Consider the following 25,614-nt stretch of genomic DNA (forward strand, 5'->3'; position numbering starts at 1 on the left):
GGAGACGATGCTGACGAGGAACAGAACCGGAAGCAGGTCAGTTCCACGCTGTGCCTGCCGGAGTCCGAACGGCGCACCCGGAAGCGGCCCCCCCTTCCGGGTGAACGAGCCCCCCGCACACGGCAGTTCCCCTCACCCCTTCACCGACCCCTGCAACAGCGCGGTGATGAACTGCCGCTGGAAGATGAGGAAGACGACGAGGGTCGGGGTGAGGATGAGCAGGGAGCCCGCGCACAGCAGCACCAGGTCCGTGCCCCACTGCCCCTGGAAGGCGCCGAGCGCGCCGGCCATCGTCCGCTTGGTGGGGTCGTCGATCAGCACGATGCACAGCAGGAACTGGTTCCAGGTCCACAGGAACAGCAGGATCGTCAGGGAGGAGATGGCGGGCCGGGCCAGGGGGACATGGACGCGCCAGAAGAGCTGCCAGGTCGAGGCCCCGTCGACGCGCGCGGCCTCGGAGAGTTCCTTCGGCACGTTCAGGAAGTGCGCGCGCATCCAGTACACCGAGAACGGCATGTACAGCCCGATGAGCGGGAGGATGACGGCCCATCGGGTGTCGAGCAGGCCCAGGTCCTTGATCTGGTAGTAGATCGGGGTGACGACCGCCTCGAACGGCATGGTGAGGCCGAGGAGCAGGACGGCGAGGGCGATCCCGCCGCCGCGCACCTTGAGGTGGCCGAGCCCGAACCCGGCCATCGTCGCGAGGACGACGGCGGCCGGGACGACGCCGAGGACGATGAGGACGCTCGACTTCAGCAGGGCGCCCATGTTGGCGACGTCGAACGCGTCGACGAAGTTCCCCCACTGGGGGTCGGAAGGCCACTCCAGGCCGGAGGGGACCGTGCCCCGGGGCTGGAGGGCGGCGGACAGCATGCTGACGAACGGCAGGAGGGTGACGATCATCAGCAGGACCAGGAAGGTCCGGCCGGTGATCACCTCACGTCGGCTGATGTTCATTCACTTTCCCTCTCGGGACAGCCGCTGGATCGGCAGGACACAGAGCAGGACGAGCGCCATGAGGACGACGGCGAGCGCGGAGGCCAGCCCGACCTGCCGCTGGGCGAACGCCAGCCGGTAGATCTCCAGCCCCGGCACGGTCGTCGCCGTCCCGGGCCCCCCGCTGGTGGAGATGTAGACGATGTCGAAGCTGGCGAGCGCGGCGATGATCGTGACGGTGAGGCAGATCCCGATCTCGCGGCGCAGGCTCGGCAGGGTGACGGCGAAGAACTCCCGTACCGAGCCCGCCCCGTCGATGCGCGCCGCCTCGTACAGCGCGGGGTCGATCTTGCTCATGCCGGTCACCAGCAGGATCGTGCACAGCCCCAGCAGCACCCACGCGCCGATGATCCCGACCGCCGGCAGCGCCGTGCCGAACTCCCCCAGCCAGGCGCGGGAGTAGCGGCCGAGCCCGACGGCGTCGAGGACCTGGTTGACCATGCCGGTCGTGCTGAGGACCCAGCTCCACGCGATGCCGGCGGCGACGAGCGGGATGACCTGCGGCAGGAAGAGGATCGTGCGGGCGGCGGTGCCGAGCGCCCCGGTGCTGACCCGGTGGATGAGGCTCGCCACGAGCAGTCCGAGGACGACGGGCACGAAGCTGAAGAAGACGATCAGGACGAACGCGTGCCCGATGATCTCCAGCAGGTCCGGATCGGTGAGGACGGTGCGGTAGTTGTCGAGCCCGGCCCACTGGGAGGGTCCGATGCCGTCCCAGTGGTAGAAGGAGTACTGGAACGTCGTCAGCAGCGGTTTGAGGACGAAGAACCCGTACACCGCGAGTGCGGGGACGACGAACAGCCAGCCGTTCCACCGGTTCCCCCGGCGGCGGCCCCGGGAGGCGCCGCCGGGCGCGTACGACGGGGGCGGCGCGGACGGCGCTTTCCCCAGGGTGGGCGTCGTCACCGCGACAGCTCCTTCGCGTACTCCTGCTGGACGGCCTTCACGTAGCCCTCGGGGGTCTGCTGGCCGACGATCAGCTTCTGGAGTTCGGGGGTGATGGCCGAGGCGAAGATGGAGCCGGTCGCGTTGGCGGTGAAGTCGACCGCGCCGTTCTCCGAGGCGAGTTGCTGGGAGGCGGCGAGGGTCGAGGCGAGGACGGTGCCCGCCTTGGCCTGCGGTACGGCGAGGACGGCGGGGCCGCCGGGGCTGGAGCCGCCGACGTCGACGAGGATCTTGCGGGCCTTGGCGTCGGTGTGCAGCCAGTTGAGGAAGTACGCGGCCTCGTTCGGGTGCTTGGAGCGGGCCCCGATGCCGAAGGTGTTCGGGGAGGACATGGCCACGTGCTTCCCGCCGGCCTGCTCCGCCGGGAAGAGGAAGAAGCCCACGTTCCCGGGCATCTTGGTGTCGAGGTTCGCCGACTCCCAGTCCCCGTTGAACATGAACAGGCCCCGGCCCTTGACGAAGTCGCCGACCATGGTCGTGTAGTCCATGGCGTTGGCGTCCTTGGTGAAGTACCCGGCCTTCGCCCACTTCTCGATGGTCTGGGCGGCCTTCAGGGAGGCGGGGGTGTCGAAGGTGGCGCCGGTCTTCTGGAACACCCAGTCGTTGACCTGGGCGGGGTCGGCGAACTGGTTCTGGAGCGCCTGGTAGGGGAAGTTGATGCCGGCGGTGTTCTTGTTGAACTGCACGATCGGCTGGACGCCCGCCTGCTTCGCCTTGGCCAGCAGCGCCTCGAAGTCGGCGACCGTGGCGGGCGGGCCCGTCATCCCGGCCTTCTTCGCGAGGTCCTTGTTGTAGAAGACGCCGGTGACGCTGTAGCCGAGGCCGGCGCCGTACAGCGGTCCCGTCCCTCGCTGTCCGGCCTTGTCCACGCGCAGTTGGGCGAGTTGGGCGGCGGGGAACTTGTCCCAGCCGTACGCCTTCACGTACGGGTCGAGGTCCTTGAGCAGGCCGTCCTTGACGAGGTCGACCATGGTGGGCAGGCGCATGATGTCGGGGGCGTTGTCGCCGGCGAGGACGCGGGGCGCGTTCTCGACGAGGACGGTGAACTGGTCCTCGCGGACCTTGAACGTGACGTTGGGGTGCTGCCGGGTGAACTCGTCGGCGAGGGCCTTGGCCAGCGGGAACCCGGTCTCCGCGTACATCTGGAGCGTGACCTTGCCGGTGCCCAGGGAGGTGCTGACGGCGGGCTCGCCGGTCGCGGCGGCGGTGTTCCCGGAGCCGGGGGCGCTGCACGCGGCGCCCAGCAGCGCCACGGGGACCAGCACGGCCGGCAGGACGCGTAGGGGCCATGAACCCGCCGTGCGCGGTGTCGTGCCTTCGTACATGGAGCACTCCTTGCCTGTGTCACGAGGGGTGGATCGAGGCGGACGGGTCGTCGTCCCCGGTCGGAGGTCGTGTGGCGGACACCTTCCAGCGGCTCTGGAAGTGCCTTGTGGGGAGGCTGTGGCAGCCGGTCTCCGGTGGTCCTCCGCCGTCGGTCTCCGCGGGACGGCCGGCCCGGGAACGACGAGGGAAGAGAGTGTTGCCAAGGTGGCTTCCACCGGTGCTAAATAGATTTAGCAGCGAGCATGAGCCCTGCCCGAGACCCTGTCAAGCATCACGGCGGTAACACCCCGGCAACCTGGGTCCACCGCCCCCGGCCGGTCGGCGAAGGGCGTTCGCGCGGGTCCACGCACGTCCGAGCCGACAGCCAGGAGAGCGCCTTGAGCCGACGACGCGTCACCATGACCGACGTGGCCCGCCTTGCGGGGGTGTCCCCGACCACGGCCTCGTTCGTCCTGGCCGGCCGCCGGGACATGCGCATCTCCGGCGACGCCGAGGAACGCGTACGACGGGCCGCGCGCGAACTCGGCTACCGCCCCAACCTCACGGCACGCGGTCTGCGCACCTCGGTGACCAGGACGATCGCGCTGATCTCCGACACCATCGCGACGACCCAGTTCGCGGGCGAGGTGATCCACGGCGCGCTGGACGCGGCGGGCGCCCGCGACCACGTCCTGTTCGTCGCGGAGACCGAGGGCGACCCCCGGACGGAGACCCGTCTCGTCGAGGGCATGCTGGACCGGCAGGTCGACGGGTTCGTCTACGCCACGATGTACAGCCGCGAGGTCCGGCTGCCCGCCGCGCTGCGGGACGCCAGGGTCGTCCTCCTCAACTGCTACACGGAGGACACCCTCGCGCCGTCCGTCCTGCCCGACGAGGTCGGCGCGGGCCGTGACGCGGCCGGTGTGGTGCTCGGCGCCGGGCACCGGGACGGCGTCCACGCCGTCGGCGGACGCCACCTCACGGACGCGACGCCCGACGGGGTGTGGGCCGGGTGGGAGCGCATGCGCGGCGTCGAGGAGGTCCTCGCGGGGGCGGGTGTACGGCTCGACGGGGTGGCCGAGTGCGACTGGCAGCCCGAGGACGGCCACCGCGAGGTGCTGCGCCTCCTCGGCGCGGGGACCGTGCCCCGGGCCTTGATCTGCCTCAACGACCGGATCGCCCTCGGCGCCTACCAGGCACTCCAGGAGTCGGGGCTGCGTGTGCCGGACGACGTGTCCGTCGTCTCGTTCGACGACTCGGACCTGGCGCGCTGGCTGCGCCCCGGTCTGACCAGCGTCGCCCTCCCCCACTACCGGCTGGGCCGCACGGCGGTGGAACTGCTCCTGGACGGCGAGACCGGGGCGGCCGTCCACCGCGTCCCCATGCCGGTGATGCTGCGCGCCTCGCACGCCCGCCCGGAGAGCTGACCGACGCGCTCATCGGACCGGATGCAACCCCTCGCCCGGGGTGTACCGCACAGGTACGGGGTCGGAGAGTTCTCCGGCGAAGACGCCGTCCCGTTCGTCGACGAAGCCGATGAGGTGCCAGGGGCCGTCGCCGGCGCGGACGAGGCGGGGGGCGTAGAGGTCGGGGCAGGGGACCGGGGTCGCCGCCGTGATGTCCCAGGGGCCTGTAGTGGAGGCGCCCGGGATGGTCCACAGGCGGTTCTCGGTGCCGTGCGGGTGGGGGGTGTTGGTGCAGAACAGCAGGAGGGGGTGGCCGTCCACGACCGCGACCTGGGGGACCTCCAGGTGACCGAAGCCGTGGGGGGCGGTGAGGGGCGGGCCGACCGTCCAGTGGAGGAGGTCCGTGGAGCGGGCGTGTCCGACGACGCCCCGGCCGGCGACGGGGCCGTGGCCGGCGCGGGCGGTGATCAGCATGTGCCAGCCCTCCCCCGCCGGGTCCGGGAACACCCACGGGTCGCGCCACGCCTCCTCGTACCAGGTGCCCTCGCCGGGGCCGTCGGGGCCGAGGCGTTCGTACCACGCGGGGTCGGCCTCGACGAGGGGTTTGTCGCCGTGGCGGTGCCAGGTGTGGAGGTCGTCGGAGACCGCGAGGCCGATGCGCTGGACGAGGCCGTCCTCGGCGCGGCTCACGCCGGTGTAGTACATGTGCCAGCGGCCGTCGGGGGCCCGGACGACCGATCCCGTCCAGGTCGCCAGGTCGTCCCAGGCGGGTTCGTCGGCGGCGACCAGCGCGTCGGCGGCGAGGTCCCAGCTCCGCAGGTCGCCGGAGACCGCGTGGCCGACGCCGGCGCGGCGGTGGCGGCGGTCGGGGTCCAGGAGTGCCCGGGACGCCCGCAGGAAGAACGCGTGGTGGCGTCCCTCGTCGTCCTGCGCGTACCAGCTGTCCCAGACCCAGTGATCGGGCAAGCGCAGCATCGAATCGCCTCTCCCTCACATGACGTTTCGGGAAAGCTAGCAGGCTAAATCGTTTTATCAAACCTTCGGGCGTGAAGTGGTCGCCTCCTGCCCGGGCGCCGCGACGGAGCCCCGCGTCCGGACGGGCATCGGCACCCACTGCACGCCGGGGTCGCGGCCCTGGTCGAGCAGGGTCTCCACGGCCAGCCTGCCCATGCGTTCGTGCGGGAGGGCGGCGGTCGTGAGGCCGGGACGCAGCCAGCCGGCGATGGGGTCGTCGTCGAAGGAGACGACGGACACGTCCCCGGGGACGGTGAGGCCCGCCTCGGCGAGCGCCTGGTAGGCGCCGAGCGCCAGCCGGTCGTTCATGCAGATGATCCCCCGGGGCGGGACCCGCCGCTCCAGCAGGCCGCGCATCGCCTCGTACCCGTTCTCGGGCTCCCACTCCTCGGCCCGGCCGCCCGGGGTGAGCCGGAGTCCGTACGGCTGGAGGGCCTCGCGGACGCCGTGCAGCCGGGGGCCGGCGGCGAGGGAGCGGCGGGGGTCGCGTTCCACGGCGTCGGCCCGTCCGATCACGGCGATCCTGCGGTGGCCGTGCTTCAGGAGGACGGTCGCCACGTCGTACCCCGCCTGTCGGTCGTCCGGCAGGATCGAGCCGACGGTGTCGGCGGTGGTGTCGCTGTCGGCGTTGAGCAGGACGGTCGGGCGGTTCGCCATGGCGGGCGGGACGGTGACCCGGCGGCTCGCCATGGCCGCGTACACGAAGCCGTCGATCTGGCGGTCGAGCATCGCCTCCACGGCCTGCCGCTCGCTCTCCGGGTCGCCCTGCGTCTCGGCGATCAGCATGACGTGGTCGCGTTCCCTCGCCGCCTCCAGGGCGCCGCGGATCATGTCGCCCGCGAAGCGGGTGGTGGCGACGACGTCCGAGACGAAGGCGATGGTCGCGGTCTTGCGGGTACGCAGGCTGCGGGCCGCGACGTTCGGCCGGTACCCCAGCTCCTCCGCCGCGGCGAACACCCGGGCCTGCGCCTCCTCGGAGATCCGGGTCCCGGTCCTCCTGTTCAGCACCAGCGACGCCGCCGTCACCGACAGACCCGCATGCCGTGCCACATCGGCCAGTGTCACTCTGCCCCGAGCCATACCTCACTCCTCCCGCGCCGGCCCATCTTCGCGCATCCCGCAGGGGGGCGCCGACACCTGGCCGCCGAGCGTGAAAGCGCTTCGGCCGAGTCCTCCGACGGAGTGCGTTTCCGCGCCGCCTCCGTCCCCAGGACGCCTACGGGGGATTGCGGCTGCCGGCCCGATTCGCGGTCACGGGAATGTCGGCGCCGCTGGCGAGCGGGACGGCGACACGTTCCCCACCGGGCCGACGGGGACGCGGCCGACGCCCAGCCCACACCTGCCTGTGCCTGAGTACTCGGCCTGGGGTCACGACGGCACCTTCTACCACCAAGACGGCAAGAGCGCGGCCGACGGCCAGCCCCCGCACGCTGGTGCCTCGATGCTCGGCCTGGGGTGCGGCATCGGGTTCCTCTTCGCGCGTCGGATCGCGGACGGCTGCTGCGAGGTCGGCTGCGCGGGCCTGTGCGCCACGGGGGTCGTGTCGGTCGGCAGGTGCCTGGGGGGAGGTGCCACCGGCTGGGCATCGCCGATCCGCGCTCGCCCGGCCTCGGGCCGACCCGGGTCACTTCGACGCGGTCGCCACGTTCGTCGCGCTGCCGGTGCCGACCCGCGCCCACAAGACGGTCCGTCCCCGGTGGGGCGGCCCCGCTGTCCATGGTCGCGGCCGGCCTGAGCAGCCACCAGATCCCGTTCGCGGGGGCCCATCCGCCTCTCCGGCCGGCTGGGGGACGAGGTGCGCGACCGCCGCCGGAGTCAAGGGGTCCGGCGCCCCCGCACCCCGGCACCCCGGCACCCCGGCACCCGCCCACGGACACGGCCCAGCCCTTCCGCACACGAACCGACTCCGCTGCCCCGACACCGCGATCCGGCGGGCCTCCCGCAGCCGGATGCCGGTCCGGGTACCCCGCGCGGCGACTCCTTGGGCGCCCACCGCCCACCGCCCACCGCCCACCTCCCACCGGCAGCCCCCACCGCACAACCGACGCCAACCTCTCGGAAGCCTCTCCGTACCCCGCGCGGCCGGCCCGCCGGTCCTCGCAGGCCCGGTCCACGGCCGTCTCGCGCGGTCCGCTCGCGATGTTCACACCTATGCCGCGCAGAACATGCCCCGCCGGTCCGGTGACCGTCTCCTGGAATCGCACGTCTCGCTCCAGTTCGCCGTACCGAAGGGAAGACAGATGCCGGTCGGACGCCGTCAGGTGCTCAGGGCAGGTTCGTTCACGGTCGCCGCAGCCGCGTTGGGGGCGCAGGTCGGCTGCGGGACGAAGTCCGCGAAGGCCGCGGCCGGGGAGACGAAGGGGCTCGATCAGCTGTACCGGGAGGCGAAGGCGGAGGGTGGTTCGCTGGTCGTGTACGCGGGCGGGGACACCGCCAACCAGCAGGACGGCAACAAGGCGGCGTTCGAGAAGGCGTTTCCCGGCATCAAGCTGACCGTCGTCGTGGACTACAGCAAGTTCCACGACGCCCGGATCGACAACCAGCTCTCCACCGGCACCCTGGTCCCCGACGTCGTCCAGCTCCAGACACTCCAGGACTTCCCGCGCTGGAAGAAGGAGGGCGCGCTGCTGTCGTACAAGCCCGAGGGGTTCGACAAGGTCCACGACGCCTTCAAGGACTCGGACGGCGCGTGGACGGGCATCTTCGTGGACGCGTTCTCGATCATCTACAACGCGGACAAGGTGAACGGGAAGCCGCCGCTGACGGCCAACGCGCTGCTGGACGCGTCCTGGAAGAACCAGATCGTGTCGACGTACCCGAACGACGACGACGCGGTGCTCTACCTGTACCGGCTCATCGTCGACAAGTACGGCTGGAACTGGCTCAGCCGCTTCGTCGCCCAGAAGGTGACCTGGGTGCGCGGCACGCAGGCGCCCGCCGACCAGGTCGAGGCGGGCACGAAGGCGGTCGCCCTCGGCACGGACGGCGCCCTGGTCCCCGGAGCGGGCGTGAAGACGCGTTTCGTCGTGCCGGAGAAGGACCCGTTCATGGCGTGGGCGCAGCGCGCGGCGATCCTCAAGAAGGCGAAGCACCCGGCCGCCGCCAAGCTCTATCTGAGCTGGTGGCTGTCGAAGCCGGTGCAGGAGAACTTCTACATGTGGTCCGTCCGCACGGACGTCACCCCGCACAAGGGGTTCCGCAAGATCTGGGACTACCCCAACGCCCACCTCGACGGCTTCGAGACCTTCATGTCCGACCGGGCCGCCGTCGAACGCTTCCGCCAGCAGCTCACGCTCTACGTCGGCGAGGTGACCGGCCCGCCGTCGCCGGGCCGACTGGGGCTGTCTCCCGGGAAGTAGGACCTGCTCCGACCTGCGCATTCTCACATATCACTCGACCCTGTCAGTCGATATGAGCGAGCGATATTGTCACTCGATAAAGTTGCATGTACGGTGAGGGCACCGAAGCACGCGACCGGGAGTGACCATGAGCAGTGCGCAGAACGAGAACAGGGCGGACGTCGTCGTCATCGGCGCGGGGCTGGCCGGGCTGACCACCGCGCGGGAGCTGGTGGCGGCGGGCAGGTCCGTCGCCGTGCTGGAGGCGCGGGACCGGGTCGGGGGGCGGCTGCTGAACCACGACCTCGGGGACGGGCGGGTCACCGAGGTCGGCGGGCAGTTCGTCGGCCCCACCCAGGACCGCGTCCTGGCCCTGGCCCGCGAGGTCGGGGTGGACACGTACCGCGCCGAGGTCCCCGGCGACAACGTCTACGTCCACGACGGCAGGGCCAGACGCTTCTCCGGGCACACCCCGCCCGACCTCCTGGCCCTCCCGGACATGGGCATCGCCCTGGCCCGGATCGCCCAGGCCGCCGCGAAGATCCCCCCGCACGCCCCCTGGCAGGCGGCGAAGGCGCGCGAGCTGGACGGCATGACGTACGAGACCTGGCTGCGCAAGGCCGAACTCACCGGCGCCGGCGTCGACCTGGTCAACATCTTCCTCAACTCCGCGTACGGCGGTGAGGCGCGGGACGCGTCGGCGCTGTTCAGCCTCTGGTACGTCGCGACGTTCGGGGACGAGACGCACCCCGGCACGATGGAGCGCGGTACGGGCACCACGGGCGGCGCCCAGGACAGCCGTTTCACCGGCGGCTCACAGCTCGTCGCACAGCGGCTGGCCGTGGAACTCGACGGCAGGGTCCACCTCTCGGCGCCCGTACGGCGCATAGGCCAGGACACGACCGGCGTCACCGTCGTCTCCGACGCCGGGAACTGGCACACGGAGCAGGTCGTGGTCGCCGTACCGCCGGCGCTCGCCGCTCGGATCGTGTGGGACCCGCTGCTGCCGCCCCAGCAGGACCAGCTCTTCCAGCGGCTCCCGTTCGGGACGCTCATGAAGTGCGTGGCCGTCTACGACAAGCCGTTCTGGCGGGCCGACGGGCTCTCGGGGATGGGGCTGCTGCGCGGGGGTTCCCCGATCCGGGAGATGTTCGACAACACCCCGCCGGACGGCGGTCCGGGCGTCCTCATGGGCTTCCTCGGCGGCAAGGAGTGGCGCAGGTGGGCCCACCGCCCGGCCAGGGAGCGCCGGGGTGCCGTCCTGCGCTCCTTCGCGCAGGTCGTCGGGGAGCGCGCGTTCGACACGGTCGACTACGTCGAGCGGGACTGGACGGCCGAGCGGTGGACCGGGGGCGGTCCGACGTCGGTCGCGGCGCCGGGGGTGCTGACCGGTTTCGGCGAGTGGCTGGGCCGGCGGTTCGGGCGGGTCCACTGGGCGGGCGCCGAGTTCTCCCCGTACTGGAACGGATTCATGGACGGCGCGGTCCGCTCCGGACAGAGCGCCGCCACCGAAGTCCTCAAGCAGAGCTGACCCACGGCCACTTCACCGAAAGGCACTCCCCCATGAACTCCTACATCGTCACCGAACGCGCCGTCCTCGACGCCCCCGTGCACCGGGTCTGGGAGGTCGTCTCCCGTACCGACCGCTACGCCGAGTGGGTCGCCGGGGTCGTCGAGGTGACCCGTCATCACGGCGTCGCCGTCGAGGGCGGGACGTACGCCGAGCGCAACCGCACGCTCGGGCCGCTGCGCACCGACTCGGTCTGGACGGTCCGGGAGATCGTCCCGCTGAGCTGCCGGGTCGACACGGGCACCGGGTTCGCGCCCCTCCGGGACATGACCAGCATCTTCGAGTTCCAGCCGATACCGGACCGGGCCCGGGACCGGGAGGCGACGGAGATGACGTACCAGGTGGAGTACTCCATCGGGCTCGGCCCCGTAGGGAAGCTCGTCAACTGGATACAGGAGCCCGGCATGCGGGTCGGCATGCGGACCTCGATGGCCAATCTGGACCGGCTGCTGCGCTCCGAGGCGGCGGCGACCACCCACTGACCACGGCCTGTTTATATCGATCGATCCTATCGAGCGATAGACTCAACGGCCCTGATCACCTAGCATGCAGCCATGGCTCACGTGTCCGCGGCGGAACGCCGTCCTCAACTGATCAAAGCGGCCATCGACCTCATGACCCGTGAGGGGGTCGCCGCGGGAAGCACCCGGGCCATCGCCGCCGAACTGGGCGTGGCCCAGCCCACCGTGCACTACCTGTTCGGCACCAAGGAGGAGCTGTACCGGGCGGTCATGGAGCAGCTCACGCAGGATCTGGTCGCCCAGGCGAGGCGGTCCGCGCCGACCGACGCGGACTTCGGGGAGTCCGTCACCACGCTCGCCGAGGCGCTCTGGCGGACCGTGATCGAACAGCCGGCCTCCTACCAGCTGCTGACCGAGCTGACGATGTACGCCCTGCGCACCCCGCATCTGAGCGGCGCCCTGGACAACCACTTCACCGGGATCATCACGGTCACGGCGGAGCTGATCACCCAGGCCGCCGAACGCACCGGCCACCCGCTCACCCGGCCCGCCGAGACGACCGCCCGGTTCTTCCTCGCCACCTTCGACGGGCTCACCACGCAGCACCTCTCGGCACCGGACGAAGCAGCCGAGCGGGCCTGCCTCCAGGAACTGGTCAAGGCGGTCCTGGCGATGGCCTGAAACTCAGGGGAGTTCGGCGATCTCCGCTCTGTCGAGCACCTCGTCGACCAGAGCGGCGAGCCGCAGGGAGGCGTCGGTGTGCGCGGTGAGCCTGTCGCCGTGGCGTACGGCGTCGGTGAAGAGCCGTAGCGCGTTGGCGAACTGGTGGTCGGCGGGCAGGGTGCGTTCCTCGACGTGGTCCTGCCGGTGGACGCGCAGGACGGGCTGGTAGGTCTCCGGCGGGGTGAACGCCCGGTCGAGGCCGAGTCTGCCGGTGGCGCCCGTCAGTTCGTAGGAGGAGCGGTAGGAGTGCTCCATCCCGAACGTGAGGTGCGCGGGTCTGCCCGCGGCGTCGCTCAGCAGGATCGCGCCCGAGCGGACGACGCCCGCCGAGCGGCGCAGGACGGCGCCGGTGACGGTGAGGCCGGGACCCAGGAAGTGCTGGGCGGCGCGGAGCGGGTAGACGCCCGACTCCAGGAGCAGGCCGCCGCCGACGGGCAGGTTGCGGATGTCTCCCGGCGGTCTCGGCGGGATCGTGAACGTGCCGGTGAATCCGCGCAGTTCACCGATCGCGCCGGCGGCGAGGGCCTCGGTGACGGCGGTGTGCTGGCTGTGGTGGAGGAACGTGAGGTTCTCGAACAGCAGCAGTCCGCGTTCACGGGCGAGGGCGAAGAGGCCGGCGGCCGTGGTGGCGTCGGCGCACAGGGGCTTCTCGGCGAGGACGTGCTTGCCCGCGCGCAGGGCGCGTTCGGTCCATTCGGCGTGCAGCAGCGCGGGGAGCGGGAGGTAGACGGCGTCGATGTCGGGGCGGCCGAGGAGTGCCTCGTACCCGGTGACGGCCGTGCAGCCGTACCGGGCGGCGAACCGTTCGGCCTTCGTGGTGTCCCGGCTCGCCACCGCGACCAGCTCCGTGTGGTCGGCGGCGAGGAGGGCCGGGATCGTTCTGCGGGCGGCGATGTCGGCGCAGCCGAGCACGCCGAACCGTACGGCGCTCATGCCGGGCCTGTGCTGCGCAGTGCCTGGAGGCAGGCGACGCAGCTGCGGAGTTCGACGTTGAGGTAGTTGCTGTGCCGGAGCAGGTCGCCGAGCTGGTCGACGGTGAGCCAGCGGTACTCCTCGGGGACGTCGAGCGGGAACTCGTCCCCGACCTCGACGATCATGTACCGGTTCTGGGCGTGGTGGAAGCGTCCGCCCTCCTCGGACTGGAGCACGTCGAACCGGATCTGCTCCGGCGGTACGGACAGGACGTGGTCGAGGAACCGGGGCCGGTGTTCGGGCGGGACGTCGCGGTGGTTGAGGGGCTGGCACTGCACGGTGGGGGCCAGTTCGGCGACGTTGAGGAGCCCGGCGTCCGTGCGCGCCTCGACCAGGGCGTGCAGGACGCCGTCGATCTGTTTCACCAGCAGGGCGAGCAGGCCCGGTTCGAGGGGGGCGAACAGGGGCTGGGTCCAGGACCGGACCTCGCGGCTGGTGGCCTGGACCTCCACGGCGACGACGTCGAAGTACAGGTTGTCGCGGTGGGTGATCCGGTCGGGCTCGCGTATCCAGCCGCCGTCACCGGTCCGGTCCAACGGGACGCGCTGCTGGACGAGTTCGCGCTGGGCGCGGACCTCGGTGAGCCAGCTGAGGATGTCGCCCCCGCCGTGCACGCCCGGTACGCCTCGGGCGGTGGACTCGTGGAGCGAGCCGGCGAACGGGGACCTCGGCGGGCTGCTGCCCCGGTCGAGGTGCGGGGGGATGCAGGACAGTACGGTGCGGGCGTCCATGTTGACCAGGTTCGGGACGCGCAGGAGACGGCGGATCTGGGCGAGCGTGAGCCAGCAGAAGTCGTCGTCGAGCGGGACGTCCTCGTCGGTCTCGACGATCATGTTGCGGTTGCGTTTGTGCAGGAACCACGCGCCCTGTTCGGACTGGAGGACGTCGGCCAGCATCCTCCCGCGCCGGGGCCGGCGGAAGTACTGGAGGTACTTGATGGGTTGCCCGCCGTGCACGCCCGTGTAGTTGCTCCGGGTGGCCTGGACGGTGGGTGAGAGTTGCAGCCCGTTGACGTTGCCGGGCTCCATCTTGGCCTGCATCAGGAAGTGGTGGACGCCGTCGAACTCCTTGGCCAGGATGCCCAGGACGCCGATCTCCGGCTGCACGATGATCGGCTGGACCCAGCTGGAGATCCAGGGCCGGTCGGTGCGCACGCTCAGGCCCTCGACGCTGAAGAACCGGCCGCTGTCGTGACCGAGGTTGCCGGTGTCCGGCGCGAACGACCAGCCCTCCAGCTCGGCGAACGGGATACGGCCCACGGCGAACCGGTGGGCCGCCGCGCGTTCCGCGAACCAGTCGTGGAAGCGGCTGAGCGGCATCAGGTCGCTGTCGAGGGTGAGCGCCGAACCGGCGAGCGAGTGGCGGCGGGTCCGCTGTGCCGTGGTCATCGCGCACCGGCCGGCGCGAGGTCCGCGTACAGCTTGAGGCACTGTTCGTAGGTCGGCAGCAGGCCGGAGGCGGCGGCTTCGGCGAGCGTCGGGGCCGCGCGGTCCTTGTCGGACATGAGGGGCTCACCGGCCGGCTGCCACGGGATGCCGATCTCCGGGTCGAACGCCTGGACGTCGATCATGGTGCCGTCGACGTACTCGGCGGAGCAGACGTAGGTGACGTGGGTGTCGTCGGTCAGCGCCTGGAAGGCGTGGCCGAGGCCGTCGGCGAGGTACACCGACGTCCCGGAGCCGGCGTCCAGGACGACGGTCTCGTGCTTGCCGAAGGTGGGGGAGCCGATCCGCAGGTCGACGACCACGTCGAGGGTGGCGCCGCGTACGCAGGTGACGAGTTTGGCCTGGCCGGGGGGTGTCACGGTGCCGTGGATGCCGCGGATCGTGTTCTTGCGGGAGACCGAGCAGCTGATCTGGCCGACGGTCAGCGGGTATCCGGTCGCCTCTGTGAACGCGCTCTGGCGCCAGGTCTCGCGGAAGAGGCCGCGCCGGTCGGGGAACGGCTCGGTGGTGATCAGGTAGGCGTGGGGGATGCTCATCTCGCTGATCTTCATGGGGGTGGCTCCCAGGAGTGGCGGGCTGGGCAGACGATCGGACCGTAACAAGCGGTACGGGCCCTCCCCAGCTCCACAACCTCCAGCTTTTACGGCACCTTGTTGGCTCGTCCGGTGGGCTGGCCGGGGCTGCCGACGGGCAGAACGAGGGGTTCCGAGCGGTGTGTCCGCCCACCCTTGACATAACGAGTCGATAACGAGAGGGATGAGAGGGGCTTTCCGAGCGAACCCGATGGGGCGTACGTGCCTATGGGGAAGTGTGAGTCACTCCCCACCCCTCGAAGGGCCCCCGCCGATGCAGTCGCCCGACCCGAGCCGCCGCCGTGCCGGCTGACGCCGTGCGCGCGGACCTCGGGGAGCCGGACGCGGGGACCGACGCTGAGATCATCGTCCGGTCCGTCGAGGAGCCGGAACGCTTCGAGGTGATCTACGAACGGCACATGGCGGCCATCCACCGCTACGTGTCCCGCAGGATCGGCCCCGTCCTGGCCGACGACCTCGCCGCCGAGACGTTCCTCCTGGCGTTCCGCGCCCGCCACCGCTTCGACCCGGGGACGGCGGGCCCGGCCGGCGCGCTGCCGTGGCTGTACGGCATCGCCACGAACGTCCTGCACGGTCACCGGCGCCGCGAGAAGGCGCAGTACCGGGCGTGGGAGCGCACCGGCGTCGACCCGGTCGTCGCCGAGGACCACGCGGAGGGCGTCGTCCTCCAGGTCGCGGCCGGCCAGCGGGCCCGGCGGATCGGCGGGGTGCTCGCGCGGCTGACGCAGAAGGAGCGTGACGTGCTGCTGCTGACCGTGTGGGAGGAACTGTCCTACGAGCAGACCGCCGAGGCACTGCGGATACCCGTGGGCACGGTCCGCTCCCGGCTCAACCGCGCCCGCGGCCGGCTGCGTGACGCCCTGACCCAGCTCGCCCCCTTCGAGGACCCGGCATGAACGACTCCGACGAGTTCCAGGAGCTCACCGCTCTCCGCAAGGACGTCCCCCCCGTCTCCGCGCGCGCCCACCAGGCCGGCCGCCGGCGCCTGCTGGACGAGATCGCCGGACCCTCCCCCCGGCGCCGAGGACTGCCGAGCCGCCGTCTGCTGCTGTCGGGCGCCCTCGCGGGAACGCTCGCCGCAGGGGTGGCCGCCTACCAGATCGCCGCCCCGCACGGCAGCCAGACCGCCGCCGCGGCCGACATCCTGGGCCGCGCCGCCGACACCCTCTCCCCCGCCCGCCCCCTGCACCCCCGGCCCGAGCAGTACGTCTACTCCGAGACCACCCTCGTCACCGGCGCCCTCGTCAACCGCAACCGGACCTGGTCCTCCGCCGACGGCAGCCGGCCCGGTCTGCGCGAGTCCCACGGCGACATCGACAACAGCACGACCACCCTGCCCCCGTACCGGCCCGGCCAGGGCCTCCTCGACGCCCCCTACCTCACGCTGGCCCGTCTCCCCACCGACGCCGAGGCGCTCCTGGCGCGGCTCACGCGCGACCCCTCGGTCCTGCTCCACAAGAGCCCCGCCACCCGGACGCTCGCCGTGTGGGGCCTGATGCGCGGGCTGGTCTCCACGGCGCCGCCCGCTCAGCAGGCCGCCCTGTTCCGGGCCGCCGCGAGACTCCCCGGGATACGGCGCACCGACACCGCCGTCGACATCGACGGCGTGACCGGAGTCGCCGTCGGTCTGGACGATCCCGCCCTGGGCCGCGTCGAGATGGTCTTCGACGCCGTCGACTCCCACTACCTGGGCGAGCGCGTCGTCCAGAGCGACCGGCCCGACCAGGTCCAGTTCAGCTACGCGGTGCGGCGCATCGGCGTCGTCGACCGCCCCGGACTGCTCCCCCGCTGACCCGCTCCCTGATCCCCGATCCCCGATCCCCGCTCCTCGATCCCAAGGACATTCACGTTGCTCGCGACACGTCGGCCGCCGGTCCTGCGCGCCCGCCCCGGGCAGGTGCCCGTATGAGCCTGTTGACGGCCACCCCGCGCCGCACCCTCGAACCCCCCGCCGCGCACGGCCAGTTGCCGTCCCTGACCGGGATGCGCTGGGCGGCGGCCCTGCTCGTCTTCCTGCACCACATCCGCAACTTCGACTTCTTCGGCGGCTCACGCGGGCGGCTGGTGGACTGGGCGTTCGGGCCGGGCGCGGTGGGGGTGTCGTTCTTCTTCGTCCTCTCGGGGTTCGTGCTGGCGTGGTCCGCGCGCGACGGCGACAGCGCGCCGCGGTTCTGGCGCCGCCGGCTGGCCCGGATCTACCCGGTCCACCTCGTCACGGCCGTCCTCGCGCTGGTGCTCGGCGCGACCCTGATACCCGGGCTGCGGCCCGACGGCGCCGGGGAGACGGCGGCGAACCTCCTGCTGGTCAGCTCCTGGTGGCGGGAGTGGTGGCAGGCGCTGAACCCGGTGAGCTGGTCGCTGACCTGCGAGGCGTTCTTCTACGCCGTCTTCCCGATGCTGTACGCCGTCCTGCGGCGGCTGAACGCCCGTGGGGTGGCGGGGGTCATGGCCGTGGCGGCGCTGCTGGTGGTCCTGCTGCCCTGGGCGGGGCTGCATCACGCGCTGGGCTGGATCGTGCCGAGCAATCCCGCCGCCCGGCTCCCGGAGTTCGTCCTCGGGGTGGCCGCCGGCCGACTGGTCCGCCTCGGTGCCTGGCGCGGACCCGGACTCGACGTCTCCCTCGCCCTCACCGTCGTCGGCTACTTCCTCACCCATCAACTGCCCGGCGTCTACGCCGTCTCCGCCTGCACAGTCCTCGGTCTGGCCCTCCTCATCCCCTCCGCCGCACTGGCCGACCTGCGCGGACTCCCCTCCTTCTGGCGCCGGCGCCGGCTGGTGGTCCTCGGCGAGTGGTCGTTCGCCTTCTACATGATCCACATCCTGGTCCTGCGCCTGGCCGCCCAGTACCTCCCCCTCCACCACCTCCCGACCCTCCAGGCCCTCACCGCCACCCTCACCGCCCTCGCCCTCTCCCTCGCCCTCTCCTGGGCCCTCTACGAGGGCGTGGAACGCCCCGGCCGCCGCCTCCTCCTGAACGGGGTCCGGCGGAAGACGGCGAGCCCTTCGGCCGAGTAAGGGCTGTCTCGCAGACGGTCTCCGTCTCAGAGCCGTCGCGGGTAGTCAGGGTGATCGGCGTAGGGCGAAGCGAGGTCGAGCAGGTCGTCGCATGGCCAGGTCTCGCCGTCGTACTGGCAGTCATCGCGGTTGTCCCACGGTATTTCCGGGTCACCCGCAGCCGGACTGAGGACATGGCGGGCGAGCACGCGTCGCTTGGCTTCGACCTCCCGCAGAACGCGAGCCGGGTCATGCAACGCCACATGTATGGCGATCGTGGGGTGGAAGCCGGGAAGTTCTCCCTGGCAGAAGTCGACCGTGTGCCCGTGAGCGGTCCACTCCCCGCAGCCGTCACCGTCGCAGCGTCGGGCCAGCTCGGCCTCCGCATCCAGCCGTGCATGGAGGAACGTCACCAGGTCTTGGCTCATGGGGTCATCTTCGATGATGCGCCGAGCCCGGTCGCCTGATTTCCATGTTGCAGGCAAGGGCTCGTCCGACTGGCCGACAGCAGAGGATCTTGCCGTGGCTGGTGTGATCACGGCGTCGGAACCGTCCTGGACAGCCCCGTTCGCCGGGCTGAGTCCGCGGCGGTTCGGTAAGTTGGTCACCGCGTCCTGGCGGACGAACCTGACGCTGCGGCAGCTCGGCCCCCTGTTCGGCGTGTCCAAGTCGGCCGCCGCCCGGATCGTCGGTCAGAACTATTGGTACTCCACCAACCACCAGGTCGTCATCGACGCCGACACCCAGTTCGTCGTCACCGTCGGCCGGCCTCTGCCCGGCAACCGGAACGACCGCAATGCATGGGAACCGTCCGGAGCGAAGGCCGCCGTCGGCAGGGCCATTGTCATCGCAGACGGCGGATACCGGGGGACGGGCCTGCTCATCCCGCACCGGCGCCAGCCGGGCCAGGAGGAACGTCCCGCTTGGAAAGAGGAGCACAACGCCTCTCACCACAAGGTTCGAGCCCGTGTCGAGCACGCCATGCTCGGCATCGCCCGCCTGCACAACCTTGCCCGCACCGGCTAGGACCAGGCGAGACATGCCTGATCAGCCGGACTTTGTCATCCCACCCAAGGGAGTACGGCGGGGCGATATCTTGCGATGGCTGATCCGCCAGCCGTCAGCGGTGCGCACGATGGTGTCGTCATAGGAGACGGAACCGCAGGAGCCGTCCGCCTTGATGCCCAGCCCCTTCGATCGGACTTGCACCCGGCCGTCTGCCGACACCGTAACGACGACGTTGGTGACGTGATGCGCAACGGGGTTGGCGGCTCCCAGTGCCCATGCCGCTTCTCGGACGGCGGCCACTCCCAACAGCGGCTCTTGGCCGAAGTCGGTGAGGTCGTAGACAACATCGGAGGTGAACAACTCCTCCAACCGGTCAAGGCTTCCGTCGTCAACAAGGTGACCATGCAACGAGACCAGCTCGGTGACGGCCAGGCGATCTTCAAGAGCGAGTAACACATGCATCCTCTCCGACCCAGCCGCGGAAAGGCCAGGCCGAGCATCGATCCGTCGTCAGCACGGCACCGCTGAACGCAAGCGCGAGTTCGAGCACATGCGGTGAGAGAAGGGCGCCGCGCCCTCGCGATCGTCCCTTACCGCCGTTCCGCCTGCCACCGACTTGTACGCCTGCGCCCTGCCGCTGTCAGTCGAAGCACGTCTTACGGAACACCCTTTAGGGCGGGCACACCGTCGATTGCGCGGAACAATAACGCGTTGTCAGCTTTCGACCGTGCCTCGGCCCATTTCCACCATGCGGCTGACGACCGCGCGAATATCATTTCGACTGTTGTCCCGCTGTTCCGTCCCGTCGAAAAAGCGCGAAATACGCCGATGAAATCCCTGGAGCACATATGACCGGTGCGAACAAGACCGCGGCGGATTACGTGATCGTCGGTGCCGGAGCGGCGGGTCCCGTGCTCGCCGCGAGGCTGAGCGAGAATCCGGACGTCACGGTCGTCCTCCTCGAAGCGGGAGGGGAGAACACCGACGACCGGGGACGCATGCAGGGCGCGTTCTTCCTGCTGTGGGGCGGCGAGGCCGACTGGGGCTACACGACCACCGCGCAGCCCGGGCTGAACGGGCGGCAGGTCTACGTCCCCCGGGGCCGGGTGATGGGCGGCTCCACCGCCATCAACGTGGGCGCCTGGCTGCGCGGCACCGAGGCCGACTACGACGGCTGGGCCGCCCTCCTCGGCGACAAGGGCTGGGCGTTCGAGAACGCGCTCCGCGTCTTCCGCCAGGTCGAGAACACCGACCGGGGACCCTCCGAATGGCGTGGCAGCGGCGGCCCCGTCGCCATGGCCGACCTCCCCGCCGCCACCTCGCTCGCCGACACCCTCCTCGACGGCTTCACCGAGGCGGGCTACGGCCCGCGCGGCGACGTCGACGCCGAGACACCGTACGCCGCGGACCGCTACCAGACGATCTTCCCCGAGGGATACCGGCAGACCATCGCGGACGCCTACCTCGGGGAGGACGTCCGCTCGCGGCCGAACCTCACGATCGTCACCGGAGCGTTCGCGCGGCGCGTCGTCTTCGACGGCACACGCGCCACGGGGGTGGTGTACCGGAAGGACGGGCGCGACCAGGAGGTGTCCGCGGCCCGCGAGGTCGTCCTGTCGGCCGGCGCGATCAACACCCCTCAACTGCTCATGCTGTCGGGAGTGGGTCCCGCCGGGCACCTGCGCGAGCACGGCATCGACGTGGTCGCCGATGTCCCCGGAGTCGGCGAGAACCTCCAGGACCACCTGTTCGCGCCGGTGCGCGGCCTCGCCCGGCCCGGCGTCGAGGGCTCCTGTCCGGCCCGTACGGACGACGCGGCGCTCGCCGAGTGGCGGGCCGGGCGGACCGGCCCCGCCGCCTACTGGCAGCAGAACGGCGTCGGCTTCGTGGCCACGGAGCCCGGCCTCCCCGGCCCCGACTTCGAGCTGATGTTCCAGTACAACCCGGACCTGGGCGACGGCACCCTCTTCACCGGGGAGGACGTCGAGAGCCGCAGCGGCTACACCATCGCGGCCATCCTGTTGCAGCCCCGAAGCCGCGGCACGGTCCGGCTGGCGTCCGCCGACCCCGACGACCACCCCGTCATCGACCCCGGGTACCTCAGCCACCCCGAGGACCTGGCCACGTTCGTCCGGGGACTCCGCGCCTCCCACAAGATCACCCAGTCGCCCTCGCTGGCCCCCTACACGGAGCAGGTGCATCCGCCCGTGGACGCCTCGGACGAGGTGTACGAGAAGCTCGTCCGCGACGACGCCACCACCGCCTTCCACCCGGTGGGGACGGCGAGGATGGGCGACGCGTCGGACCTCCTCGCGGTGACCGACCCGCAGCTGCGGGTGCGCGGGGTACAAGGGCTGCGGATCGCGGACGCGTCGGTGTTCCCCACCATCATCCGCGGGCACACCATGGCTCCGACGGTGTTCGTGGCCGAGCGTGCGGCGGAGCTGCTGCGTACGGCGGAGTGAGCCCGGACCGCCGCGCGCCGCCAGCCGTCAGAACATCGTGTTGTCGTTCTTGGAGGCGGCAGGAATCACCTGGAGCACGTCCCAGTGCTCGACGATCTTCCCGTCGGCGTCGAAGCGGAAGATGTCGATGCCCGCGTATTCCTCCTCCGGCCACACCTGATGGCAGTGCAGGACGACGTGGTCGCCCTCGGCGAAGGCGCGCTTGAATTCCACGCGCTTCCCGGGATATTCGGCGGCCATCCGTTCGAAGTATTCGATGAAAGCCTGTTTGCCGTCGGCCACCTCCGGGTTGTGCTGAATGTAGGTGGCGCCCACGTACTTCTCCAGGGCCTCGGCGGGGCGGCACTGATTGAACATCAGGTCGTAGAACGCCTTGGCCGTGGTCTTGTTGCGTTCGAGATCAGCGTCGGACATGACGAGCACTCTAGGCGGCGGGGTCAGCCGCCGCGTCGTACCCGGGCCGCCCTGCGTGCCTCCGCGAGCTTGGCGGCCTCGCCGCCCTTGTTCTTGCGGGAGGGCTTGGGGTCCTTGGTGGTGCCGAGGCCGCGGAAGGGCGCGTTCTGGTTCTTGGGGCGGGGGCCGCCGTCCAGGGGCTTGCCCGTGGGGGCCTTGGCGCCGGTGATACGGGTCAGGGCCGCCTCGCCGGAGCGGACCTTGGTGACCGTGGGGGTGACGTCGGCGTCGGTCATGACCTGGGCCGCCTCGCGGCGCTGCCCCGACAGGACGAGGGTGACGACGGTTCCGGAGCGGCCGGCGCGGGCGGTGCGGCCGGCCCGGTGGAGGTAGTCCTTGGGGTCGGTGGCGGGGTCGACGTTGACGACGAGGTCGAGGTCGTCGATGTGCAGTCCGCGGGCGGCGACGTTCGTCGCGACGAGGGCGGTGATCTCGCCGTTCTTGAACTGGGCGAGGGTGCGGGTGCGCTGCGGCTGGGCCTTGCCGCTGTGCAGCGCGGCGGCGGCGACGCCGTGGGCCCGCAGGTGGCGGGTGAGGAGGTCGACGCTGTGCTTGGTGTCGAGGAACAGCAGGACGCGGCCGTCGCGGGCGGCGATCTCCGTGGTCACGGCGTACCGGTCGGGGCCGTGCACGACGAGGACGTGGTGCGCGATCTCGGCGACCGCGCCGGAGGAGGGGTCGACGGAGTGGACGGCGGGGTCGCGCAGGTAGTCCTGGACGAGCTGGTCGACGTCACGGTCGAGGGTGGCGGAGAACAGCATGCGCTGGCCGTCGGGCCGGACCTGGTCGAGGATCTCGGTGACCTGCGGCAGGAACCCCATGTCGCACATCTGGTCGGCCTCGTCGAGGACCGTGATCCGCACCCGGCCCAGCCGGCAGCCCTTGCGCTCGATCAGGTCGTGCAGCCGGCCGGGGGTCGCGACGACGATCTCGGCGCCGTCGCGCAGGGCGGCGGCCTGCCGGGCGACGGACACCCCGCCCACCACGGTCGTGAGCCGCAGCCGCAGCGCCTCGGCGTACGGGGTGAGCGCCTCGCCGACCTGCTGCGCGAGTTCCCTGGTGGGGACCAGGACGAGCGCCAGCGGCTCCCTGGGCTGGGCGCGCCGTCCGGCCGTGCGGGCGAGCATCCCGAGGCCGAAGGCGAGCGTCTTGCCGGACCCGGTGCGGCCCCGGCCGAGGACGTCCCGTCCGGCGAGGGCGTTCGGCAGGGTCGCCGCCTGGACGGGGAACGGCACGGTCATGCCGTGTTCGTCGAGGACCCGCAGGATCTCGGCGGGCAGGCCGAGTTCGGCGAAGGTCGCCGCTTCGGGACGTGCGGGTTCGGCGTCGGGACGTGCTGACTCACTGTCGGGACGTACTGATTCGCTCACAGAGAGCCTTCCTCCGAGGGGACCGTACCGAGGAAGGCGCGGCGGGGCTGCAAACCCGCAACGCTAGCACGGGCCCGTCAGAGGTCGGGCAGTCGTGTGAGGCGGTCGTTCGCCCCATGGCCGGCGGCTACGGGAGCGGTGGCAGGTCCAGGTGGTCGCGCAGGGTGGTGCCCCGGTATTCCGTGCGGTAGACGCCCCGGGTCTGGAGTTCGGGGACCAGTTTGTCGACGATGTCGGTGATCGAGCCCGGCAGGAGGTGGGGGACGATGTTGAAGCCGTCGACGGCGCCGGTGGTGACGTAGTGGGTCCACTCGTCGGCGACGGCCGAGGGGGTGCCGGTGAAGGCGGGGTGCCCGGGGGCCACCTCCAGCACCAACTGCCGTATGGACAGGCCGCGTTCGGCGGCCAGCTCGCGCCATTTGCGGATCAGGGCGGTCTTGCCGGTGCGGTGGGAGATGGCGATGGTGCCGCGTGAGGGGTCGAGTTCGTCGTCGCTGGGTTCGATGTCGGGGAGCGGGCCGTCGGGGTCGTAGGCGGACAGGTCGGTGCCCCAGTACTGCTCCAGGAAGGCGAGCGCGCGCGGTCCGTTGATCTGTTCGCCGCGTACCCAGCGGGCCTTCTCCTCGGCCTCCGCCGGGGTGTCGCCGAGGACGACGCTCGCGCCGGGCAGGATGCGCAGCGAGTCCGGGGCACGGCCGTACCGGGCGAGGCGTTCGCGCAGGTCGGCGGCGTAGGCGACGGCCTTGGCGTACTCGGTGTTCGCGGAGAAGACGACGTCGGCGTGGCGGGCGGCGAGGTCGCGTCCGCCGTCGGAGTCCCCGGCCTGGAAGAGGACCGGACGGCCCTGGGGGCTCGCGGGGACGGCCGGGGCGGCGCGCAGGCGGACCAGGTCGGTGTCCCGTTCGACGGGCCGCCCCGACCACAGCTCCTTCGCCGCGTCGACGAACTGTCCCGCGCGGTCGTAGCGGCGTTCGTGCTCCAGCCAGCCGCCGTGCCGGAAGTTGGCGCCGGTCCAGGCGTTGTCGGTGGTGACGATGTTCCAGCCGCCCCGGCCCCGCGACAGCAGGTCGAGGCTCGCCAGGCGGCGGGCGAGGTCGGCCGGGTAGTTGTAGGTGGTGTTCTGGGTGGCGACCAGGCCGATCCGGTCGGTGACGGCGGCCAGCGCGGAGAGCTGGGTGATCGCGTCGGGGCGGCCGGCCACGTCGAGGTCGAAGACCTTTCCCCGGTTCTCGCGGACCCGCAGGCCCTCGCCGAGGAAGAACGCGTCGAACAGGCCGCGCTCCAGCGTCCGTACGACGTCGACGAACGTCTCGATCGCGGTGTGCGCGGGCGCGTCGGGGTCGGTCCAGATCAGCTGGGGTCCGACGCCGGTGAAGAACAGGCCGAGGTGGAGCTGGGGTCGGGCGGACGGTCCGGTCATGGCGGTCACCTCAGGCTTCCGTGGTCGCGAAACGGCTGGCGGGGCGGGGCAGTCCGAGCGTCGTGCGCAGGGTGTCGCCGCTGCGGGGCGGGTGGTGGAGCCCGGCGGCGGCCAGCGCGGGCAGCACCTGCCCGGTGAGGACGGGCAGGTCGTCGGCGAGGACGGCCGGGTGCAGCCGTACGCCGTCCACGGACCCGGCGAGTTCGGTGAGCAGCCCGGCCAGCGCCCGCGCCGAGCCGACGTGCCGCAGCCGCCCGGACTCCGGCCAGGGGGTGACGCCGTCCAGCCGGGCCAGCCGCTCGACCGCCGGGACGTCCGTGTCGAGGACGACCTCCACCTCCGCGAACACCAGCGGCGCGGCGCTCTCCCGGGCGCGGGAGGTCACCTCGGCGAGGGTGGGGCGGGAGACGAGGACGACGTCGGCGCGGCCGTCGATCTCCAGGGCGTCCGGGGCGAGGACCACGATCTGGCCCTGCGGCGGGCGCGGGGTGATCAGAGGCCCCTTGACGGTGAAGGTCGCGCCCTCGAAGTCGATGTGGTGGACGCGGTCGGCGTCCAGGAAGCGGCCGGTGGCGACGTCCTTGACGATCGCGTCGTCCTCCCAGGAGTCCCACAGGGCGCGGGCGGTGTCGACGACGTCGGTGATCTCGCGGTGCAGGGCGTCGGCGGGGAGCGGGCCGCGCCCGACGGTGGCGAGGGAGTCGGCGTCCGAGGCCGCGCCGACGAGCCACGCGGCGCGGCCGTGCGAGGCGTGGTCCAGGGCGGCGAGCTGGGTGGCGAGGTGGAAGGGCTCGGTCGTCGTGACGTGGAGGGTGGGGGCGAGGCCGACGCGGTCGGTGCGGGTGGAGACGTACGCGGCGCGGGTGCCGGCTTCGACGCGGGCCGTGGCGGTGGGGGTGTCCGCGTAGGTGAGGAGGGCGAATCCGGCCTGTTCGGCGGCGCGGGCGGTCTCGTGCAGGGACTTCGGGGTGAGGGGCGTACCGGTGGCGGGGTGAGCGTCTTCGGTCTCCAGCGCGAGGTGGAGACCGGGGTGACGGTCGGTCATGGGGAGTCCTTCGGGGCGCGGTTGGCCGGCAGGCGGGTGCGGACGGCGGTGAAGGGCACGGCGTCATGGGTGGACGGCCCGGTCGGCGCGA

At 71.5% G+C, this 25,614-nt stretch carries 24 protein-coding genes; 10 read left to right on the top strand and 14 right to left on the bottom strand.

Translation table 11 applies throughout. The annotated features are described in order from the left end of the window. Positions 1-132 precede the first annotated feature (132 nt). Genes ABZX85_RS31200 through ABZX85_RS31210 form a run of 3 tightly spaced genes read right to left on the bottom strand, consistent with a single transcriptional unit; the run spans position 133 to position 3,266 of the window. Positions 133-957 (bottom strand): carbohydrate ABC transporter permease, encoded by an 825-nt coding sequence (locus ABZX85_RS31200; RefSeq protein ID WP_355875782.1) that lies wholly within the window; start codon positions 955-957, stop codon positions 133-135. Continuing rightward, complete coding sequence (locus tag ABZX85_RS31205; RefSeq protein ID WP_355875785.1) at positions 958-1,902, bottom strand: sugar ABC transporter permease; 945 nt, start codon at positions 1,900-1,902, stop codon at positions 958-960. Continuing rightward, entirely contained in the window at positions 1,899-3,266 is a 1,368-nt protein-coding gene (locus ABZX85_RS31210) for an extracellular solute-binding protein (RefSeq protein WP_355875787.1), read from the bottom strand. Before ABZX85_RS31210 ends, ABZX85_RS31205 begins: the two co-directional genes overlap by 4 nt. Before the next feature lie 378 nt (positions 3,267-3,644). Between ABZX85_RS31210 and ABZX85_RS31215 the strand changes: the two genes are divergently transcribed. Then, entirely contained in the window at positions 3,645-4,673 is a 1,029-nt protein-coding gene (locus ABZX85_RS31215; RefSeq protein WP_355875790.1) for a LacI family DNA-binding transcriptional regulator, read from the top strand. Between the two features lie 9 nt (positions 4,674-4,682). Here the strand turns inward: ABZX85_RS31215 and ABZX85_RS31220 are convergent, their stop codons facing one another. Both ABZX85_RS31220 and ABZX85_RS31225 read right to left on the bottom strand, forming a co-directional pair. Next, positions 4,683-5,627, bottom strand: a complete 945-nt coding sequence (locus tag ABZX85_RS31220; protein WP_355875793.1) for a glycosyl hydrolase family 32 — start codon at positions 5,625-5,627, stop codon at positions 4,683-4,685. 57 nt (positions 5,628-5,684) lie between these two features. Beyond that, positions 5,685-6,746 (bottom strand): LacI family DNA-binding transcriptional regulator, encoded by a 1,062-nt coding sequence (locus ABZX85_RS31225; protein WP_355875795.1) that lies wholly within the window; start codon positions 6,744-6,746, stop codon positions 5,685-5,687. Between the two features lie 1,160 nt (positions 6,747-7,906). On the opposite strand from ABZX85_RS31225, the gene ABZX85_RS31230 reads away from it, so the two are divergent. The 4 genes from ABZX85_RS31230 to ABZX85_RS31245 all read left to right on the top strand — a co-directional run bounded on the left by ABZX85_RS31230 (position 7,907) and on the right by ABZX85_RS31245 (position 11,716). Beyond that, positions 7,907-9,025 (top strand): extracellular solute-binding protein, encoded by a 1,119-nt coding sequence (locus ABZX85_RS31230; protein WP_355875798.1) that lies wholly within the window; start codon positions 7,907-7,909, stop codon positions 9,023-9,025. A gap of 127 nt (positions 9,026-9,152) precedes the next feature. Further along, entirely contained in the window at positions 9,153-10,535 is a 1,383-nt protein-coding gene (locus ABZX85_RS31235) for an FAD-dependent oxidoreductase (RefSeq protein ID WP_355875801.1), read from the top strand. A 32-nt stretch (positions 10,536-10,567) separates the two neighbouring features. Beyond that, positions 10,568-11,056, top strand: a complete 489-nt coding sequence (locus tag ABZX85_RS31240; RefSeq protein ID WP_355875804.1) for an SRPBCC family protein — start codon at positions 10,568-10,570, stop codon at positions 11,054-11,056. Between the two features lie 72 nt (positions 11,057-11,128). Beyond that, on the top strand, positions 11,129-11,716 hold the full coding sequence (locus tag ABZX85_RS31245) for a TetR/AcrR family transcriptional regulator (RefSeq protein ID WP_355875807.1): 588 nt from the start codon (positions 11,129-11,131) through the stop codon (positions 11,714-11,716). A 3-nt stretch (positions 11,717-11,719) separates the two neighbouring features. On the opposite strand, the gene ABZX85_RS31250 is transcribed toward ABZX85_RS31245, so the two are convergent. The 3 genes from ABZX85_RS31250 to ABZX85_RS31260 are packed head-to-tail and all read right to left on the bottom strand — an operon-like array spanning position 11,720 to position 14,726. Then, a complete protein-coding gene (locus ABZX85_RS31250; RefSeq protein WP_355875809.1) occupies positions 11,720-12,691 on the bottom strand; it encodes a Gfo/Idh/MocA family oxidoreductase in 972 nt (323 codons plus the stop codon). Then, entirely contained in the window at positions 12,688-14,118 is a 1,431-nt protein-coding gene (locus ABZX85_RS31255; protein WP_355875811.1) for an NDP-hexose 2,3-dehydratase family protein, read from the bottom strand. Before ABZX85_RS31255 ends, ABZX85_RS31250 begins: the two co-directional genes overlap by 4 nt. Further along, positions 14,115-14,726 (bottom strand): dTDP-4-dehydrorhamnose 3,5-epimerase family protein, encoded by a 612-nt coding sequence (locus ABZX85_RS31260; RefSeq protein ID WP_355875814.1) that lies wholly within the window; start codon positions 14,724-14,726, stop codon positions 14,115-14,117. The genes ABZX85_RS31255 and ABZX85_RS31260 overlap by 4 nt, the downstream gene beginning before the upstream one ends. A 323-nt stretch (positions 14,727-15,049) precedes the next feature. On the opposite strand from ABZX85_RS31260, the gene ABZX85_RS31265 reads away from it, so the two are divergent. From ABZX85_RS31265 to ABZX85_RS31275, 3 genes are all read left to right on the top strand, one after another. Further along, on the top strand, positions 15,050-15,664 hold the full coding sequence (locus tag ABZX85_RS31265) for an RNA polymerase sigma factor (RefSeq protein ID WP_355875817.1): 615 nt from the start codon (positions 15,050-15,052) through the stop codon (positions 15,662-15,664). After that, positions 15,661-16,560: a CU044_5270 family protein gene (locus ABZX85_RS31270; RefSeq protein ID WP_355875819.1), complete on the top strand. Its 900-nt coding sequence runs from the start codon at positions 15,661-15,663 to the stop codon at positions 16,558-16,560. Before ABZX85_RS31265 ends, ABZX85_RS31270 begins: the two co-directional genes overlap by 4 nt. A 113-nt stretch (positions 16,561-16,673) precedes the next feature. Next, the gene (locus ABZX85_RS31275; protein WP_355875822.1) at positions 16,674-17,783 is read left to right on the top strand and encodes an acyltransferase; all 1,110 of its coding nucleotides are present in this window, start codon (positions 16,674-16,676) and stop codon (positions 17,781-17,783) included. Between the two features lie 26 nt (positions 17,784-17,809). Here ABZX85_RS31275 and ABZX85_RS31280 read toward each other — a convergent pair whose 3' ends face one another. After that, positions 17,810-18,190 (bottom strand): DUF6221 family protein, encoded by a 381-nt coding sequence (locus ABZX85_RS31280; RefSeq protein WP_355875824.1) that lies wholly within the window; start codon positions 18,188-18,190, stop codon positions 17,810-17,812. Positions 18,191-18,284: 94 nt separating this feature from the next. Between ABZX85_RS31280 and ABZX85_RS31285 the strand changes: the two genes are divergently transcribed. Continuing rightward, entirely contained in the window at positions 18,285-18,788 is a 504-nt protein-coding gene (locus ABZX85_RS31285; protein ID WP_355875827.1) for a transposase, read from the top strand. A 21-nt stretch (positions 18,789-18,809) separates the two neighbouring features. On the opposite strand, the gene ABZX85_RS31290 is transcribed toward ABZX85_RS31285, so the two are convergent. Next, positions 18,810-19,226, bottom strand: a complete 417-nt coding sequence (locus tag ABZX85_RS31290) for a nuclear transport factor 2 family protein (RefSeq protein WP_355875829.1) — start codon at positions 19,224-19,226, stop codon at positions 18,810-18,812. 392 nt (positions 19,227-19,618) lie between these two features. On the opposite strand from ABZX85_RS31290, the gene ABZX85_RS31295 reads away from it, so the two are divergent. Beyond that, the gene (locus tag ABZX85_RS31295; protein ID WP_355875832.1) at positions 19,619-21,235 is read left to right on the top strand and encodes a GMC family oxidoreductase N-terminal domain-containing protein; all 1,617 of its coding nucleotides are present in this window, start codon (positions 19,619-19,621) and stop codon (positions 21,233-21,235) included. A 27-nt stretch (positions 21,236-21,262) separates the two neighbouring features. Here ABZX85_RS31295 and ABZX85_RS31300 read toward each other — a convergent pair whose 3' ends face one another. The 4 genes from ABZX85_RS31300 to ABZX85_RS31315 all read right to left on the bottom strand — a co-directional run bounded on the left by ABZX85_RS31300 (position 21,263) and on the right by ABZX85_RS31315 (position 25,523). Further along, positions 21,263-21,649 (bottom strand): nuclear transport factor 2 family protein, encoded by a 387-nt coding sequence (locus ABZX85_RS31300; protein WP_355875835.1) that lies wholly within the window; start codon positions 21,647-21,649, stop codon positions 21,263-21,265. 23 nt (positions 21,650-21,672) lie between these two features. Beyond that, entirely contained in the window at positions 21,673-22,968 is a 1,296-nt protein-coding gene (locus tag ABZX85_RS31305) for a DEAD/DEAH box helicase (RefSeq protein WP_355875926.1), read from the bottom strand. A 217-nt stretch (positions 22,969-23,185) separates the two neighbouring features. Further along, positions 23,186-24,478 carry an LLM class flavin-dependent oxidoreductase gene (locus tag ABZX85_RS31310; RefSeq protein WP_355875837.1) on the bottom strand — a complete coding sequence of 431 codons (1,293 nt, stop codon included), beginning with the start codon at positions 24,476-24,478 and terminating at the stop codon, positions 23,186-23,188. 10 nt (positions 24,479-24,488) lie between these two features. Continuing rightward, complete coding sequence (locus tag ABZX85_RS31315) at positions 24,489-25,523, bottom strand: LLM class flavin-dependent oxidoreductase (protein WP_355875840.1); 1,035 nt, start codon at positions 25,521-25,523, stop codon at positions 24,489-24,491. Between the last annotated feature and the right edge of the window lie 91 nt (positions 25,524-25,614).

Origin of the sequence: Streptomyces sp. NPDC004539, from assembly GCF_040610055.1 — a bacterium.
In the GTDB taxonomy this organism is placed as follows: domain Bacteria; phylum Actinomycetota; class Actinomycetes; order Streptomycetales; family Streptomycetaceae; genus Streptomyces.